This is a genomic window from Nocardia arizonensis, from assembly GCF_001310275.1.
Taxonomy (GTDB): domain Bacteria; phylum Actinomycetota; class Actinomycetes; order Mycobacteriales; family Mycobacteriaceae; genus Nocardia; species Nocardia arizonensis.
This window is the reverse complement of record NZ_LGYZ01000030.1, coordinates 49016-63739: the sequence shown is the minus strand read 5'-3', so window position 1 is coordinate 63739 and position 14724 is coordinate 49016. Positions and strand designations below refer to the sequence as shown.

Here is a 14724-nt window from a genome sequence, read left to right as displayed (position 1 = left end):
CCCCGCACCCCACACCCCACCGACCACACCCCACCGACCACTCGGTAAAGCAAAAGGGGGCAAGGGGGCGCAGCCCCCAAAACGGGGGGTCCGGGGGGCGCAGCCCCGCCGGGTGGGGTGTGGGGGCTTCGCCCCCACAAGAAGGACGAAACGAGAAACGGCCCACACCCTTGTGGGCATGGGCCATCCATCGAGTGGAGTGGGCGAAGGGGGACTTGAACCGCTGTATTTCCCCTGCTCACAACCCGCGACCTTGGGATTCCTTGGGATAGTTCGGGATTCCTTGGGATACTGTGAAGGGAGAATAGCCCCGTTTGTGGACCGCGTCCACACCCGGTCGGGGCGTACCCTGAGCAGAAATGACCCCCGCGACGGCTGCCACCGTGCGGGGGTCCGGGACTCCTGAACCGGAGGAATCGTGCCCGATCATACCGACCGCGACCTCGCCGACCGAGTCGCCGCGATCCGCAAGCGGCGCGGCCTCACGCAGCCCGAGCTCGCCGCCCGCGCGAATCTCTCGCCGTCGTACGTCTCCAAGCTCGAGAACCGCGACCCGTCGTGCCTGAACCCGAGGCTCGCCACGCTGCGCAAGATCGCGGGCGCGCTCGGCGTCACGACATCGGCCCTACAGGGCGTCGGCCAGGGCGACGGCGAACCGGCCGACGCGGCGACGCTCGATGTCTGGGAGCCGGTACGGCACGCACTCGCCGCGCCGCCCGAGGCCGACGGCGAACCGGCCACGGCCGCCGAGGTGCGCGCCGAGCTGCTGCGCCTACAAGGCGAGATGGCCGCGCACCGATACGCCGAGATGGCCGCGGCCGTGCCCGCGCTGCTGCGCGACTCGGCGACTATCGACGACCGCGGCCTGCGGTCGCACTCGCTCGGCATGGTCGGGTGGCTGCTCACCCAGAATCGGCAATGGGACGACGCCGCGCTCGTGCTCGATCAGGCGATCGAGGCGGCCGACGACGAGACGACGGCCGCCGCCGCGGTCGCAACGCGCGTATGGGGCGAGCTGCGACAGGGCCACCTCGACCCCGCGCGGGCGCTGGCGCTCGAATGGGCGGACCGGATCGAGCCGAAGTTCTCGCGCGCCTCGCTCGCACAGCTCGCCGCATGGGGCCGGTTGTGGCTGTTCGTCGCCACGATCGCCGTGCGCGACAACAGGATGCACGAGTACGAGGACGCGATCGGCCTCGCCCGCGCCGCCGCGAGCCGGATCGGCCGCGAGGTGCTTACCGAGGCGTCGACCACGAGGCAGTTCGGGCCGATCACGGTCGAGCACGTCGCGGTCGAGGCCGCCGCGCTCACCGAGCAGCCGCGGCTCGCGCTCGAAATCGCCGAGCGCACGCCGCCGGCGAAACTGCTGCCCGGCGCCGCCGGGCGCCTGCGCCACCGGCTCGACGTTGCCAACGCACACCAGCAGCTCGGCAACTGGGGCGACGCCATGGGCACGCTCGGCGACCTCGCCAGCAAGGCGCCGGAATGGATCGTGCAACAGCGCTATTCGCGCGACATCGTCGGCGCCATGATCGAGCGCCGCCGCACTCTGACCGAGGAAATGCGCGAGCTTGCGGACCTCGTTCACCTCGAATATTGACCGCTTACTGACAGTTCCGGCCGACACGATCCGAAACTGACAGTGACGCAAGCCACCCCACCGGGCGAGTCTTAGGACAACGCCGACGCCGGATGAACCTCGAGAGTCTCCGGCGTCGGCGGAATCCAAGAATCCTCTACCCGCCGGGGGTGGCCTGTGGCCGCATCACGTGAAATGGCGGCGCTCATCGCCGCCGATGACGAACTGCTGAACCGCGACGTGCTGCCGCTCGCGTGGCCGCACGAGGCGCCCGACAGAGCATTCACACCCGAGGCCGCCCACTACGCCATGCAGCGGCACGCTGGGTGCCCGATTGACACCTGCGCGCGCAAACGGGCGGCACATCGAACGCTCGTCGAGGCCGGTCGCGTCGTGCCCGACCCGCGCAACTCGAAGAATCTGCCATGATCGGCGAGCTTGCCCGCCGCGACGGGCACGACGAGCAGGACCATGACCTCACCGGGTGGCTGCAACACGACGACGGGTCATGGTCGGTGGTCGACGAATTCGGCACCGTGCACCCGATCGAGGGCGGGCCGGGATATGTCGAGCTCGACGACGCGCAGCCCGCCCTCGGCGCCCTCGGCGATCCGGTCGACGTGATGCCGCTATCGGTGGTCGTCGTCGAGGTCGAGCGGTGACGGCCGCGACGACGACGCCTGTGCTGCGGCCGGACCCCCGAGACGCGGGAATTCGGCGGTACTACAGCCTCGGCGCGTTCGCGATGCTGTCCGGTCATCCGTACCGGCAACTCTTGGCGTGGCGTCACAGCGAACGAGTGTGGGTGCCGTCGCCGGATATCGAGGTGGGTCGGTGGCCGGGGTGGTCGCTCGCGTGTATTCGCGCGTGGTCGCCCGACGGTGCGCCGTTCATGCGGCCTCGAATGGTGACCTTCGCCGATACGGCCGAGATGATGCGCCAGACGGGAACCTCGCGGCAAACGCTGTGGTTGTGCGTCGGCGACGGGTCGATACCGGGGCCTGTCGTATGGATCGACGATCGGCCCGGGTGGCGCTGAGACCGGGCGGTTTGTGTATCGATGCGCCATCATCGGGCGATGGGAGGTCACAACGACCCATCGACACCCGATAGACAGGAACGCCGCCGTGGGACTCATGCGCGATTTGAAGAACATCGAGAATTCGGCCGCCGCCGCCGCGGCCGGGTCCGCCGCCGACGACACGAGAATGCTCGTGGTGGTCCAGCTCATGCAAATGAACTGGCCTACGCTGGACAAGCAGGCAGCGACGGTGTGGGTCGACAAGTGGCTGGCAAGGAACGGGCTCGGCGGTCGTTGAACCACCGAAACGACGAACGCGCCCCCGCCGGTTGGCGGGGGCGCGTTTCGTTCGGGGCGTGCTGCTACAGGTCGCGGGCCGAGGTTACGGCGTCGCCTGCGGGTGAGCGGAATTCGGCATTGAACAGCGGGTAATTCCCCTCGAAGATGAGGCCCCACCGCCGATTCGTCGCACCACTGGAAACGATGTTGCTCGCGTCGGTCCATGTGAGCAACGACGACCCGTTTCGATACAGCGTGAACACGTTTCCAGACCGCCGGAACCGGATCAGGTCGGTACTCGCGATGTTCGTCGCGGTCGTGGCCTGTTGCGTCTGGCCGGTCTGCCCCGACGATATGCCGGACGACACCGGTATGCCGGTCTGCGTCATGATCTTGCAGCCGCTACCGGTCGACACGAGGCAGTAGCACATCACGCCGGTGCCGCCAGTGCCGCCGAACGTATCCGCGGCGGCGAGGATTACGCCTGTGAAATTGTCGGTTGCCGCGTTGCCTACCGGGGCGATGAGCTGCAGCTCTACTTCGTAGTTGTCCGTCGCGAATTGCCCGGACGCCGGGCCGGCCTGGTAACTGGTCCAGTTGCCCGCGCGACCGTCGCCGTTGCTCATCGTTTGCATCTGCGCGCGGTTCGTCGCGATCTTCGGCGACCCGTTGCGGTCCACTCGCCAATCGGAGCCGAGGCTCGCCGAGTCCGTGCGGTTGAACGTGTCGGGGTTCGTGTAGACGTGTCCGACCGTGACCGTCGCTGTCGCCGAACCGGTGCCCGAGGCTGCGGCGGCGACCGCTGTGCGCGTGGTGACCGATGCGCCTGCGGTTCCGGTGCCCGAGGCCGCCGGCGCGACGGGGGCGACCGGGTACACAGTCGCCGAGGCGGTGCCCGTGCCGCTCGCCGAGACGGCGGCGGCCACCGACGGGAGCACAGCGGCCGAGGCGACGCCTACGCCGACCGCCTCGGCGTCGACCTCGGACGGGAGATAGACCGCCGTGGCCGTGCCGGTTCCGGCGGCGGCGGCGAGGACTGCGGTCGAGGCTGTGAAATCGGCCGTGGCGAATCCGGTCCCGCTCGCCGAGACGGCGGGCAGCGACACAGCCGACATGACAGCGCCAGCGGTGCCGACGCCGACCGCCTCGGCGAGCACGAGGACGGCGAACGTCGGCGCGGGCGGCCAGGCGATCGCGCGGCGATCCGGTCCGGGAAACCGAAATTCGGCGGTGTCCGGTCCGGGGAAACGCATTCGGCGCGTGTCCGGTCCGGGCCACGGCAGAGACATCTAGTCGCCGTTGTAGGTGTACGACGGGGTCGGCTTGATCTCGCCGGCGGGCGACACCGAGGCGTCCGGGCTGTCGATGGACCCGACGAATGTGCTGCCGTTCCATCGGCCGAGGTGGGTCACGCTCGTTCCGGCCGGCACCGAGAAAGTCAGCTGGCTACCGGTGATGGTTCCGCCGGTGGCCGAGCCCGGCCATGTGGTGGTCTGCCTCGAGTAGCCGCCGCCGACCACCTCGTTCGCGGTGCCTGCCGCGCCGGGGTCGCCAGTGTGCGCGGAGAACGTGTTGGAGCGGGACGCCCAGAATTCCGCGTGTGCGTTTCGCTCGGCGGTCGTGGCTGTCATGGGTTGAACCTCCTTGCGGCTCGGGGATTATCGACGGGCAACGCCCTTGACCCACTCGAAATCGTCGGTGGTCTCGGTTTCGGTGTTCGGGTAGTGAATCCACATGACGAACCGCGTGCCCGCCGGAATGAGGGCCACGGCCGCCTGTTCTTCGCGCCACGACACGGTGCCGTCCTCGACGACCGCGGTCCACGTCGTCGGCGACGGCGTCGTGGCCCACACGATTTCGGCTGTGGTGCCGGGCGGGAGCTCGCCGGCGGGATGAGTGCGGGAAACGATGAAATCGCCTCCCGTGAGCTCGATGTCGTCGCGGATCGAACGCCATCCGATCGGCATAGGCGGGCCTCCTGCCTAGCTGAGTGCGTAGTACGGAACGATGCTGTTTCCGAACGTGATCGCGCTGTACGCGATCGAGCTCGGCGGCGAGGTGTACGGCCCGGCGTAGCCGTACAGCGCGTCGGGCTTGAATCCGGCGGGGGCGTTCATCGACCACACCCGTTTTCGGAGAATCGACTTGCAGGTCTGCAACGCGCTGGTCACCTGCAATACACCGACGGCCCATATGTCACTTTTCAGCGCGTCGAGCGCGGCGGGGAAATCGAACGTGTACTCGGTGTTCGTGTCGCCGACACTCATCGTGATATTGCCGGTTGCGGCCATGAGGTCGAGGTCGCCACTCGTCGGGTCCTGGAGATAGGCGCACAGGTACAGGGCAGTGATTCCGGCCAGCGTCACCGAGTTGCCGGTACCGAACGTGCCGCGCAGGTACCGGCGATCCTTCGTGCACTCAAGGTATCCGAGTTCCATGAGGTTCGCGCCGTGGCCGGCCGGGGTGTAGTCCGGCGGTTGGTTGTCGCTCATCGAATGCGAGTGACTTCCGCCGCTACCGCCGCCGGTGCCCGTCGAGTTGTTCAACTCCGGTTGCAGCATGATCCGGGGAAACGTGGCGTCGGCATTCCGTGTGAACGTCTGCCACAACCCGCCGCCACTCGGAATGACATTGCCGTCCGTGGCGGCAATGTCCTGCTGAGCCCGGGTCGCCGAGCCGGTCGTGCCGACGATCGGCGCCTTGCTCTTGTCGAATATCGCCGCCTCGGTGAGTTCCTGGAACTCGAGGAACGAACCCGGGCGCGTTGGGTTGAGTGCGCCGTTCGGATTCGCGCCGTCGGGCTGCGTCAACTCACACCACCTCGAGCGGCGGGGGCGGTGGCGCGGTGCCGCCGAGCGCCCGAATCTGGTCAGCGATCGCGTTATCCCACTGCGTATGCAATGCTGCCGCGAGCCGCCGTCGCTCGTCGCGATCACGGTCGCGAACCTCGTACGCGGCGAGTTGCGCCTCCACCTGCGCGACCCGCTTGTCGGCGGCCTCGGTGGCCTTGTCGGCGAGGCGGGTCGCTATGCCCTCGATCTTCTCGAGGGCGTCGACCTTGCGACCGCGGCGGCCGACGGCAGCGCCGACTAGCGCGCCGCCGAGGCCGCCGACGCCGAGCGCGCCGCCGGCCGCGGCGATCATCTCGTTGAGCACGTCATCCCCTCTCACCGTGTACACCATGCGCGTTCACTGCCTCGGCTCGGCGGCCAACCATGGCGCCCACCGGGCGAGCGCCAGGTTCACCGCGGGCACGGCGAGGACGCGGGTCACGGCGGCCGAGACACCGAGCAGCGTTCCGACGCCGGCCGCGGTATCGGGCAGGCCGGACGCGGCGACGATCATCGGCATAGCGGCGGCGGTGCCGATGACGACCGACAGCGCAGTGCGCAGGACCGCGCGCCACGGAAACCGAACCTGTGTCGGGTCCTCGGGGGTGCTATGGCATCCCATCACTTCGCCCGCCCCTCGATACCGGCGGCGTCGAGCAGGGCCGCGAGCGCCTCGACCTGCGTGCGGTCGCCGAGCTCGGCCCACCTCGTCGGGGTGACGACCGGCCCGCGGATCGCCTCGGAACCCGGTCCGAGTTGCTCGACGACAAGCTGCGCGGCGTGCTGGTCGATCCACGCCAGCACGTTGCCGACCGTGTCGCCGTCGGTGCCGTCGGGGCGCTTGAGGCGCGTTGCGAGCAGGGCCTTAGCAACGTCGGCAGATGTGGGCATGTCGTCCTCCTGGTGTGCGGGGGTGCCGCCGATGGCGGCTTGAACGTCGCGCCGGAACGTGGGCATGTCGATGGCGCCGGGGTCCCATTTCCCTTGCGCGGCACCGGCCCACTCGCGGTGTGCGATGATGCGCGAGGCGTCGTGTCCGAGGTGGCGCAGGATCGCGGCCACGCCGCGCACATATGCGTCGTACTGCGCGTCCGACCAGCTCGAGCGGTGCGGCCGTCCCGGCGAGCCGCCGCCATCGTTGGCGGCCTCGATGCCGATCGTGTAGGCGTTCGCGTTGTCTCGCGGTAGGCCCGGGTACGCGCCCTGTCCGGCGTGGTACGCGATGCCGGCGCCTACCACGGTGTACGCGCCGTCGCTGCCGAGGTACAGCTGCGAGCACAGCCCGAGCGTCGGGTGATTGGCGATGCTGCCGGGGGTGGCGCCGAACGAACCGGTGTGATGGGCGACCACGCCCCAGATGTCGCCGAAATCGCCGTGACCGCGGTCGCGCCATCCGGGGAACTCGCGCACCTCGAGACCTTCGGCGCGCAGAACCTCGGGCAGCCATACGGGATCAGCCATTGGTCGAACCTCCATTATCCTTGTGCCGCTTGAGAATTCCGGCGCGCTTGCTGGTCTCGGCCTCGATCGCGATCACGCGCCGCACTTCGGCCAGGCTCGCGGTGCGCAGGTGGGCGAGCACCTCGGTAACGGTGTGCTCGGTCGGGTCGAATCGGGTTACGCGCGTGACGTAGCCGCGGGCCACCTCGGGGGGCCGGGCGGCCTCGGCGGCGGCCTCGCGTTCGTCGAACTGGCGCTTGAGCTCGGCCTGCATCACGCCCGACAGCGCATTGATATCGACATCGGTCGACCAGTCCGGCGGCGGCGGCTCGTCCTTCCATTCGCCTGCGGCGAACAGCGGATTCAACTCGCCGGCCTTGGGCGGCCAATAGAATTCGCGCTGTTCGGCGACCCGTCGCGCCCCGCCGTTCCACAGGCGGGTCGACCACTGTTTGAGCCCGGCAATCGGAACGGCCATGGATGCGCCGCGCATACCGGGCAGGCCCACCAAGAACGGCAGAAACGCCTCGCTCGGACAATCGGGGTTGCAGGTCGCGACGGTCGGGAACGTGCCCGAGGTGAGCCACGGTCGATGATCGAGCCCGCATTTCGTGTGACACCACTCGCACGGACACCGGCGAGTGCCGCACACCTTGCACGGCCGGCGCTGCGGTGAGGTCCGGTCGGCGCCGGGTGCCTGCGGTGAGGCGTCCTCGATCTCGCTCACAGCACCGGCCGCGCCGCTTGCAGCGGCGCGGCCATCACGCGCCCCCGGTAGCGAACGGGTACCTGTGTGGCCTCGTCGATGTCGTCCTCGCACTCGTCGAACTGTGCGACCTCGCCGACGAGGCACCGCGCTGCGGCGGCGATCGGCGGCGGGACGGCCGAGCGGAGTTCGGCGAACGGTCGTCGGCACGGGCCGGGGCGTTTCGCCGGAATGTGGAAGTACACGAGTTGAGACACGGCGGGGTCCTCCAATCTTGCTGGCGTGGTTGAGTTCTCAGCCGAATACGCCGAGGTCGTGCAGCGCGGAAAACACGCCCTCGAGCTTCTCGATTGCCCGGACTGCGGGGTCCTTGTCGTCGCTGTTGTCGCCGATTACCGGTATCCACGAGAGCGGCTCGGAATCGCTGTAACGCAGGCGAATCGACTTGATCCGGTCGACGTGAATCCGGCCGGTGCGGTCGCCGAGGACGCCGAACCCGACGCGGTCGCCGACCCAGCAGTGCCCGCGGCCCTGGTCGCCGATGACCCACGGGCTACCGTCGTTTACGTTGACCTCGGCGGCGAATTTCTGTCGAGTGGCCCAGAATCCAGCGCGCAGGACCAATAGGGATTCGATCGTGAATGCCCTATCGGCGCCGTCCTGGAAATACTCGAAATAGCCCGCCCAGCCGTCATTCGACGATCTCTCGACGCTCTTGACATTCATCCATGCGAGGACGGTGTCGGTGTACAGCGGGGCGAGCAGGGCGTCCGCGCTACCCCCGAGCGCGGGCACAAACAATGCGGCGCTGAGCAGGTCAAACGCCAATTGCACGGCCGCCGAGATGGCTTCATTTACGCCGTACATCGAATGACCGCCGACTACGACTTGAACGCCCTTTGACGGCCACCGAGTGTATTTACTGGACTGAATTCCGGTTTCTTCGCCCTCGAGCCAGACGACATAGGGCGTAGTTTTCGCCGTGCTGAAGAATCCTGGAATTTTGTAGGTCGGTTCGTCGATGCTAGCGATTTCCTCGACATCCGGGTCGATGAACGAGCCGACGAAACTCGCGACGGCCCTAACGAGCCCGTCCCACAGCGTTCCGCCGTTGGCGGTGCCCTGGTTGAAATAGCCCGACTTGTCGACGATGTCGATAACCAGCGCGCCCGGGCGCAGCGTCATACCCGGAATCGGCTGTTCGTCGCCGAGGTCCGGCATGTACCGCCGCCACACGACCGACAGTTCGGCGTCGGCGAGAATTGGCGCTGCGACTGTGTGCCAGTTCTTGAATCTCGACGAGAGCAGCGCCCACAGAATCCCGTCGGCGAGGTCGTCGCCGAAACTGTGCGGCTTTACCACGACCGACCACTGCGAAACGTCGGCCGGTGTCCACGAGTCCGGGTCGAGGGGGTCGTCGGGCAGGTTCCACCAGGATTGTTGCTCGCGCATGACTTGCAGGTGGAGGGCGGTAAGCAGGCACCAACGGGCGCCGCCGGCGAGCATGAAAACGCGCGGGAATTGCAGGGCCGACGGCAGGAACGGGTTACTCCAAACCGTGTACCACTTGACGGTTTCGTAATCGCTGAGCCAGTTCACGACGAGGACGCGGGAACCGTCTTCGCGCTTCTCGGCCGACACCGAATCGAGGCGCCCGGACCAGCGCGCGCCGTTGCGGCACTCGACGACGATGTGAACGGTTCGCTTCTCGCCGCGCTGTAGACGGCCCCATTCGTCCCAAATCCATTGCGCGGTGTAGTGGTCCCATGGAATTTCGGTGACGCCCGCGCCGGTGTCGTTATCTTTCCACTCGAAATCGCCGAGGTACTCGGCGTCGAGCCAGCCCTGCGGGTTGAACTCGCCGTCGTACAGCGAGACATCGGGCGGTTCGAGGCGTTGCGCGGCGCGCTGGCGCTCGCGTTCCTCGGTGACTTGCCAGATGGCTTCACATTCGGCGAGCAGGTCCGCCGTCATCACGGCCATGTCAGAACCTCTCGAGGCCCCACGGCCGGCTCCACATTCGTGGTTGGCGGAACAGGATTCCGAACGTGTCGCTCGTAACCTCGGACGCCGCGACCGGTAGCGCGGTCCATGGCGTGTACGGCGGGATCACATAGAGCAGGCGGTTACCGCCCATGAGGCCCGTCACGTTCGTATTCGTGAAGTCCTCGAACGGGATTTTCATTCGGTCGACGTTGGCGCGCAGGCCGCTACCGTTCGTCGGCCCGATGGGGGTCGTGACGATCACGCGGTCGGAGTCGTCGCGGCCCGACCGGAAATCGACGCCGATCACGCGCGCGCCCTTCGGCCCGGTCCACGAGACATCGGGGATGTGCGCGCGACCGTCGCCGGTGACGATCACCGTGTGCGCCATCGGGCGGTCGGTGGGATTGCACACCCACACTTCGCCGTCGCCGGACTCCTCGCCCTCGAGCATCCATCCCGCGGGGTGCTCGTCGTCGCCGGTCCAGTCGGATTCGTACCACATGGGTTGTGGTGCTACGAGCATCATCGGCAACAGGCTGTGCCCGTAGTCCCATGGGTCGCTATCCATTGCCAGGATGGGCGATTCGAGCATGAGCACGTCGAGCGAGCGGGTACCGCTGCGCGGTGTGGTGATCGCGAGGCGAGCAGGTCCGGCGGCGGGGTCCCATGGGTCGATTTCGTAGTCGAACGCCCCGCGTAGGCGTGAGTCGATGTCGGCCCATTCCTCGGGGTCGTCGTTCGGCGAGAACGCCCCGAGGCCGATGTCGAGTTCGCGGTGTGGCCGGTCGACCTTGCTCGGTTTGCCGCCGATCTCGAATGCCCCGCGTTTCATCGACACCCGCACGGGGGCGTCGTACAGCCCTTGCGGGTTCGTGCCGAGCACCACGCCCTGCTCACCGGCACCCGGGCCGGACAGGCAGAAATACGAGTCGTCACACCCGAACAGCTCGACGGTTGCGTATACGCCCACCTCGCCTACTTCCCCGCCGTCTGGCGCTTCTGCTCGCGGGCCACCCGGTCGAACGCCCCCGCGATATCGGCCGTGACGATCTGCCAGTTGTTGACCGTCTTCTCCATGCCCTCGACGTGGCCGCCGATACCGGGGATCGCCGATTTCTGGCCGGTGAGCCAGGACTCGCCGGCCTTGCCGATCGCGCCGTTGAACTTGGTAAACGCGGCACTGACGGCGGCGGCCTGGTCGAACTGCTCGCCCGTGGCCTCGGCGGTGCCGTTGACCCCCGACGAGGCGGCGGGGGTCGTCGTGTTGGCCGCCGCGGTGTCGGCCGCCGTGCTGCTCGTCGTGAGCGACGCCGGGAAGTTGTCGACCCACACCGGAACCGCGGTGCCAGCGGGACGCGACGTGCTGCCCGACGAGCTCGTGCCGCCGCTGGTACTCGGGCCGCCGCTGGTACCTCCGGTGCCGGACCCGAGGCCCCCGGAACCATCGGCGCCAAGTCCGCTGGCGGTGCCGGACCCGAGCGCGCCGCCGGGGTCGCCGGACATCGGCCAGTGCCATTTCTTCGCGAAATCGGCGGCACCCTTCGCCCCCGGGCCTGCCTCGACGCCGTCGCCGCTCGACGATTCGACGTTGAGCGTGCCGACGGTCGTCGCCATGTGCCCGGCCTCGCCGACGCGCCCGTTCGTGCCGATGCTGATATCTCCACTGCCGCCGAGTCCGGGTTTCCAACCGAGCGAGGCGAAATCCGAATCGGTGGTGAAGTAGCGACGGCGCGGGTTCTTCCCGACGGCCGCCGCCCACACACCCCCGGCGATGCCCGAGCAATCCCACGACGGATCGCCGACGCCGCCGTACTGATATCGCTTGCCCGCCTCGCCGCGGGCGAGGTCCTGCCCCGCGACGAGGCCGCCACCGGCGAGGCCGGGCAGCATCGCGCGCAGCATTTCCAGCGGCGGCACCCATCCACGGTTCAGCGCGGCGACGAGCTCGGCACCGCCGCGCGCCATCGCCGACGCCTTGACGACGCCCTCGTCGGTGGACACGAGCGCGGTCGGAATACCGCGCGCGTCCCGGCCGAGAATGCTGTCGCTCGTCGGCGTGCCCGGCCCCCACAGCCGCCCGTCCGCCGTCCGGCCGGCCACGCCACCGCCGGCGAGTAGCGGCAAATTCGGTGTGTCGATGGTGAATTGAACGCGCTTGTTGATTACCGGGATCTCGAAATCGAATCCGAGGCTGAAATTATTCCACGCCGAGATAAGCCAGTTGATCGCCGACCGGAACGAATCTTTTATTCCGTCCCATAGGCCCGCCGTCGCCGAACGCACCTTGTCGGGCATACCGGTAACGAACGTGACCACGTCAGTAAATTTCCCGACGACCCAGTCCTTGACCTCGGTAACCTTCGTGTTGAACCACTCGAACACCGAGCCGACGAGGTCGAATGCTGGTTTGATGCCCGAGTTGTAGAACCACATCACCGTTTCGGCCGCCGTGGTGAATACCGTCTTGTACACGCCGAACACGCGCATGACGACGTTGTCCCACCAGAACGAGATAACGGCCGAAATCCCGTCGAACGCCGGTTGTATCGCGTTGTGCCACAACCACATAGCTACTGCGCCCGCGACCTCGAACGCGACCTTGTAGGCGTTGAACACGCGCATGACGATGTTGTCCCACCACCACGAAATGACCGCGCCTATTCCCTCGAACGCCGGTTTGATCGCGGCATTCCACAGCCACATAGCCTTGTCGCCGAGCCACTGGAAGGCATTGAGAATCCAGTCCCATGCGACTTGCAGCCATTCCCAAACCACCGCAACGGCATTCTTGATCGCGGGCCAAATCTTTTCCCACAGCCGTTTTCCGGTCTCGGTCTTGGTGAAGAACGCCCACAGCGCCGCACCGAGCGCGACGACGCCGAGGATAATCAACCCGATAGGGCCGGTTGCGAAATTCATTGCGATGCCGAACGCGCGCGCAGCGACCGCGCCCGCAATGAGCGCGATCCTGTGCGCGGCGAGCGCGATCGTATTGCCGGTCAGCGTCATTGCGCTACGGCCCGTCGCTGCCGCGAACACGCCCTGCGCCACCGACGAGGCGAACGTAATCGCGTTCCATACCAGCATCGCCGCGCCGACCACCTTGAACGCGGTCGCCGCCATCAGCAGATACGGCGCGAGCGGCGCGAGGTGCGACAGCACGGTCGCGAGCGGCGGGGCGATCGTGGCGAGCGTCGTCGCCCACGGCGTGAATGCGTGCACCAGTGCGGGAATGAGCGGGGCGAGCCGCTGCATTACCTCGCCAAGCGCGGGCATGATGATGTTCGCCATGTTGACGAGGCCGGGCGTTGCCTCGCGGATGGCGCCACCGACGGCGACGAATCCGGGAGCGAGGCCCTGTGCGGACGCCTGCCCCATCTGCCGGAACAGCGAGAACAGCGGCATTGCCACGTTCGAGACATTCTCGAAAATCTGCGTGAATTGGCTCAGCGCCCCTCGAATCTGCTCGGGGGTGATGCTCGCCAACTTGTTTCCGAGATTCAGGAAAAAGTCGTTCGCGCTCTTGCTGGAATCCTGGAACGTGGTCGCGGCCGCGGCGGCGAATTGCACGAATCCACTTGCGAGGCCGCCGAGTCCGACATTGTCCTTGTTGAGGTGCTGGAAGAACACGCCCGAGGCGTCGCCCATCCGCTGAATCGCGCCGATGGTTTCCGGGCCAGTGAGGGAATCCACGATGCCCTTGCCGATTTGCCCGGTGTAGACGCTCATCCACCCGAATTTGCCTCGGACCTGGTCGATTCCGACGCCTATTTTCTGGAATGCCGGGGTGAGTTCGGCCGAGAATCGGTCGACCATTTCCTGTTTCAGTGTGCGAACGGCGGTGAGCATCGGCCCCATTCGCTGACCGACCATTTTGTTAAACGCCTCGTCGGCCTCTTTCCAGTCCTCGCCGAATGTCCCGGCCGCCTCGCTGAGTCCCTTCATGCCGATTTTCAGGGCGAATATGGCCGGACCTGCGAGACCGACGGCCGCACCGGCGAATGCGCCGAGCGCCATCACGCCCGCCGACAGCGCGGACATGAGCGCCCCGCCGATGGCCGTTCCCAGACCGGATACGACGCCTATCGCGGTGGCCGCCCCGACGGTCATGAACGCCAGCTTTTGCGCGAAATTGGTCATGAAGGATGCGAGCCGAACCACACCTTGCAGCACCAGGAACGCCGAGGTGATCTGTCCGATTTCCCCGGCGACCCTGCTCGCTATGGCCGAGATGAGGCGTAGCGCGCCCGCGAGGCGCGTTAGACCGGTCGCCGCCACTTGCCGCAAGGCGAGCGCCGAAATGAAGGTGGCCGCGCTGAAACTACGCACCAACCGCGCGGCGAGACCGAACCCGGTGGCGATCGTGCTCGCGTTCGCCACGAACAGCGACAGGCCGCGCGTCGCAACGTTGATACCGACACCGACGCCCCGCAGTCCCGAGACGAGGCCGGAACGGATACGGTCGGCCGCCGACCGGCCGGACGCCTCGTAATCCTCGCTGCGGACGCCGTCGGCGACGGCCCGCCCGGCATCGCGCCCCGCCGAGTGCCCGCCGGCCACGAGTCCCTTTCGGAACCGTCCGGCGGCGTCGCGGCCCGCGGCGGCGTAGTCGGCGCTGCGCAGGCCAGCCGTGATCGCCGAGCCTGCGTCACGGCCGGCTTTCTGGCCGGTGGTCTTGAGTCCGACGCCGACCCGGGTACCGGCGGTGCGTCCGGTCGATTCGTAGTTCGCCGAGCCGATACCGGCCGTGATCGCCGAACCGGCGTCAAGGCCGGCCCGCTGTCCGGCGACCGTGAGCTGCCCCGAAATCTGGCGCTCGATATTCCCGGTGATGCCCCGGACTGTGGGGATTACCTCGAGGGTGGCGTATGCGGTAGCCAAC

Annotated in this window: 16 protein-coding genes; 4 read left to right on the top strand and 12 right to left on the bottom strand. The window is 67.6% G+C overall.

Annotation, left to right across the window (positions count from 1 at the left end; translation table 11 throughout):
- Positions 1-418: 418 nt before the first annotated feature.
- The 4 genes from APZ21_RS05510 (at position 419) to APZ21_RS05490 (ending at position 2898) form a co-directional block, all read left to right on the top strand.
- Complete coding sequence (locus APZ21_RS05510; RefSeq protein WP_054812125.1) at positions 419-1600, top strand: helix-turn-helix domain-containing protein; 1182 nt, start codon at positions 419-421, stop codon at positions 1598-1600.
- Positions 1601-1756: 156 nt separating this feature from the next.
- Positions 1757-2008: a hypothetical protein gene (locus tag APZ21_RS05505; protein WP_239476496.1), complete on the top strand. Its 252-nt coding sequence runs from the start codon at positions 1757-1759 to the stop codon at positions 2006-2008.
- Positions 2005-2241, top strand: a complete 237-nt coding sequence (locus APZ21_RS05500) for a hypothetical protein (protein WP_054812123.1) — start codon at positions 2005-2007, stop codon at positions 2239-2241. Before APZ21_RS05505 ends, APZ21_RS05500 begins: the two co-directional genes overlap by 4 nt.
- A 465-nt stretch (positions 2242-2706) precedes the next feature.
- The gene (locus APZ21_RS05490) at positions 2707-2898 is read left to right on the top strand and encodes a hypothetical protein (protein ID WP_054812121.1); all 192 of its coding nucleotides are present in this window, start codon (positions 2707-2709) and stop codon (positions 2896-2898) included.
- Between the two features lie 64 nt (positions 2899-2962).
- Here APZ21_RS05490 and APZ21_RS05485 read toward each other — a convergent pair whose 3' ends face one another.
- The 12 genes from APZ21_RS05485 to APZ21_RS05430 all read right to left on the bottom strand — a co-directional run bounded on the left by APZ21_RS05485 (position 2963) and on the right by APZ21_RS05430 (position 14723).
- Positions 2963-4036 carry a DUF7257 domain-containing protein gene (locus APZ21_RS05485; RefSeq protein WP_156370708.1) on the bottom strand — a complete coding sequence of 358 codons (1074 nt, stop codon included), beginning with the start codon at positions 4034-4036 and terminating at the stop codon, positions 2963-2965.
- 132 nt (positions 4037-4168) lie between these two features.
- Positions 4169-4510 carry a phage tail fiber protein gene (locus APZ21_RS05480; protein WP_054812119.1) on the bottom strand — a complete coding sequence of 114 codons (342 nt, stop codon included), beginning with the start codon at positions 4508-4510 and terminating at the stop codon, positions 4169-4171.
- 27 nt (positions 4511-4537) lie between these two features.
- Positions 4538-4846 carry an LtfC-like domain-containing protein gene (locus APZ21_RS05475; RefSeq protein ID WP_054812118.1) on the bottom strand — a complete coding sequence of 103 codons (309 nt, stop codon included), beginning with the start codon at positions 4844-4846 and terminating at the stop codon, positions 4538-4540.
- 15 nt (positions 4847-4861) lie between these two features.
- Positions 4862-5689: a hypothetical protein gene (locus APZ21_RS05470; protein WP_054812117.1), complete on the bottom strand. Its 828-nt coding sequence runs from the start codon at positions 5687-5689 to the stop codon at positions 4862-4864.
- A gap of 1 nt (position 5690) precedes the next feature.
- The gene (locus APZ21_RS05465) at positions 5691-6050 is read right to left on the bottom strand and encodes a hypothetical protein (RefSeq protein ID WP_156370706.1); all 360 of its coding nucleotides are present in this window, start codon (positions 6048-6050) and stop codon (positions 5691-5693) included.
- Positions 6051-6068: 18 nt separating this feature from the next.
- Positions 6069-6332 carry a hypothetical protein gene (locus APZ21_RS05460; RefSeq protein ID WP_054812115.1) on the bottom strand — a complete coding sequence of 88 codons (264 nt, stop codon included), beginning with the start codon at positions 6330-6332 and terminating at the stop codon, positions 6069-6071.
- Positions 6332-7171 (bottom strand): peptidoglycan recognition protein family protein, encoded by an 840-nt coding sequence (locus tag APZ21_RS05455; RefSeq protein WP_054812114.1) that lies wholly within the window; start codon positions 7169-7171, stop codon positions 6332-6334. The genes APZ21_RS05460 and APZ21_RS05455 overlap by 1 nt, the downstream gene beginning before the upstream one ends.
- Positions 7164-7802 carry a phage gene 29 protein family protein gene (locus APZ21_RS05450; protein WP_275426183.1) on the bottom strand — a complete coding sequence of 213 codons (639 nt, stop codon included), beginning with the start codon at positions 7800-7802 and terminating at the stop codon, positions 7164-7166. Before APZ21_RS05450 ends, APZ21_RS05455 begins: the two co-directional genes overlap by 8 nt.
- Positions 7803-7873: 71 nt before the next feature.
- Positions 7874-8113, bottom strand: a complete 240-nt coding sequence (locus tag APZ21_RS34685) for a hypothetical protein (RefSeq protein WP_162240302.1) — start codon at positions 8111-8113, stop codon at positions 7874-7876.
- A 37-nt stretch (positions 8114-8150) separates the two neighbouring features.
- Positions 8151-9839, bottom strand: coding sequence for a Gp37-like protein (locus tag APZ21_RS05440; protein ID WP_054812111.1), 1689 nt, complete (start codon positions 9837-9839; stop codon positions 8151-8153).
- Position 9840: 1 nt separating this feature from the next.
- The gene (locus tag APZ21_RS05435; protein ID WP_054812110.1) at positions 9841-10812 is read right to left on the bottom strand and encodes a hypothetical protein; all 972 of its coding nucleotides are present in this window, start codon (positions 10810-10812) and stop codon (positions 9841-9843) included.
- A gap of 5 nt (positions 10813-10817) precedes the next feature.
- Positions 10818-14723 (bottom strand): phage tail protein, encoded by a 3906-nt coding sequence (locus APZ21_RS05430; protein WP_054812109.1) that lies wholly within the window; start codon positions 14721-14723, stop codon positions 10818-10820.
- Position 14724 lies beyond the last annotated feature (1 nt).